The organism is Flavobacterium sp., assembly GCF_035292545.1.
Taxonomy (GTDB): domain Bacteria; phylum Bacteroidota; class Bacteroidia; order Flavobacteriales; family Flavobacteriaceae; genus Flavobacterium.
This window is the reverse complement of sequence record NZ_DATDPV010000015.1, coordinates 1-2,599: the sequence shown is the minus strand read 5'-3', so window position 1 is coordinate 2,599 and position 2,599 is coordinate 1. Positions and strand designations below refer to the sequence as shown.

General features: G+C 35.4%; 1 protein-coding gene. It reads right to left on the bottom strand.

What is annotated here, in order from left to right; all coding sequences use genetic code 11:
- Window positions 1-129: 129 nt before the first annotated feature.
- On the bottom strand, window positions 130-2,226 hold the full coding sequence (locus tag VI621_RS02475; protein ID WP_324216814.1) for a sodium:solute symporter family protein: 2,097 nt from the start codon (window positions 2,224-2,226) through the stop codon (window positions 130-132).
- Window positions 2,227-2,599: the final 373 nt, after the last annotated feature.

Genomic DNA, 2,599 nt, shown 5'->3' with positions numbered 1-2,599 from the left:
AGCTATGCGCAGGTTCCCACTAGATTAGAAGATGCGTGTGTTACTTTTAATTAAGCAGTTCTTCTAGATTAGAACAAAAACTCAAAGGAACTAGATTTGTAAGTATGAAAATTTTCTTGTCTTAAAACTTCACATTTCCTTTTCAGCAGTTAGCATTTTGCCTTTTCCAAATTGTCCTTGAGCAAGGTGTTCTTTAGAGATATAAACAGCGCTATCTTCATCATGAGGTTCGCCATAAATCGAATGAACTGATTTAAGCCCGCCGAAATACCTTCTTACATCACATATGTAAACAAGATCACCAACTTCGGCAGACATTCGCTTCATATCATTCTTAGCGAAATGAACTGTATCGTCTGCACCATCTTTTAGTTTCCAATTTACTTTTACTTTTTCACCTTCACGATCGTTAATCTTGCTGCCCTTGAAATATTCTTTTGCTTTATTTATTGACCATACCGTCAGTCCATCAATTTTCTTTTCATGATTATATTCTATGTAATAATTTGCCGCAAGGACTACTAAAGCAACCATAACAAAAGTTAAAATAAATAACACAGGCAATGAGGCAAGATTAAAAACAATCATTGTGAAAATTAAACAGGAAGCCGCAATAAAAGTGCTCATTATTAATCTGTGATTTTCTTGTTTTTCTATCTTCCCAACTATTTGTATTTGTAGTTTGGTTGTTAAAGTAGCTAAAACAGCAAACAAGGAACAAACAAACAGATTATACAATGCACCAATGTATGTATATGGATGTACAGGATCGAAAGCTGTTCCGTGATCAAAAATTTGAATCAACGGTCTGGGATAATACATTCCGAGCACCATTAGAGCAACACCTCCAACAAGCGTCCCGATTACTGCCGCATTAGTGTATCTTTTCCAAAATACTCCGAGGAATATAGCGGTAACTAAAGGCGGAGTAAGTGTTGAGTGAAAATATCCGTGCGCTTCGTAAATAGTTGGGAATTGGCTAAAAGGAATAACCGACAAAACACTTAAAAAAGTAAGAACAACGGTTGCAATTCTTGCTGATAAAAGTTCCTGCTCATTTGCTTCTTTCCAGCTTTGAGCTTTTTTAGTTAACCATTTTTTAACTGGGCGATGAATATCATTGATGTAAACTGCTGCAGTTGCATTTAATAATGTACTAACAGTTGACATTAATGCAGCAGCGAGGGATGCCATGATAAATCCGAATACTCCGGGATGCGAAATTATATTTGAAACCACAACAAATATTTCGTCCGGATTTGTATTTGGAGTGATCACAGAGGGATTAACACTCGAAATTGCTTTACCAATCCATCCGGCGTTTCCAACGACGATTGCAGAAAGCGGTACCAGGAAAAGAATATTAAAAATCGCAGCTTTACGTCCTTCATCAACACTCTTACATGCCATGAATCGCATTACGAGTCCCATATTCATGAATAAAAACCCAACTGACCCAGCAACAGTATCCTGCCAGAAAATCCCGACAAAATTGAATCCGGGTGGATCATTAAAATGAGCAAGAGGTAGTTTCCATTCAGTTGGAAGCAAATTCCAGAAAACTTTAAACCCACCTAAATAATCCAATCCTAAAACGAAAACCAACAAACCTGCAAAAAGCAACATAAATCCCTGGACAAGATCGGTGAAGATGACTGCAGTTTGTCCTCCGTATGTAATATAAATGCCAACAATTAATCCAATTACGAAAATTAATCCCATCAGCGTCACATTAAAGTGAACTCCTAAAAGAGTGAATTCGGGAGGAAGCAAAGGTAGTATAGCTTTACCCATGGTGAGAAATCCAATTCCAACATAACCGATCATATAAAACAAAAGTAGAAGAGTAGCAAGAAATCTTGTTAGTACAGAAAATCTTCTTTCAAAATATTCGGGGATGGATCTAATTTTTGTGTAGACGATTATTGGAAGCCAACCAAATATGAAAAAGGGAACAAAGAACCAATCGTTCATATAAGTCATAGTGGATGAGAAACCTGCTTCAAATCCTTTAGCTGAATATTTTATGAAGCTGTGACTACTAACACCTGTTGCAAGAATACTCATGGCAATCAACCACCAGGCGAACCTTCTTCCACCAAAGAAAAAGTCCGTGGTTGTTCTGTTGTATTTAGAAAAATATGAACCGAATATCATAATGGCAATAAAATAGATAACCATTACTACCCAATCGGTTGTAGTGCCTAAACTGTGATGTACTTCCATAATTTCATTTAATATTGTTTTAAATTATAGATAAAGCGCTGCAAGTATTAGTAGAGCATGCATCATCATAAAATAAAAAAAACCAAAGATTGTAATTTTCCACCAGTACCGGTGTCGTTTATTGGATGGATTATATGCACCGGATTTCTTTACAATCACTAAACCACATACGAAGAATATTCCTCCGACACCATAAAGATAAATAAAAGGTAACCATGTATTAAAAAATGAAGGCATGTTAATCTCTACTTTTAATAATTATCCTTGTCTAAAATATTGATTGTAAAATCATTTCAATTTTTGTGTTGTTAAGATTGCTATTAAAAAATATAGAAAGTAAACTTAATGAACAATTGCAATCCAAGATGGAAAC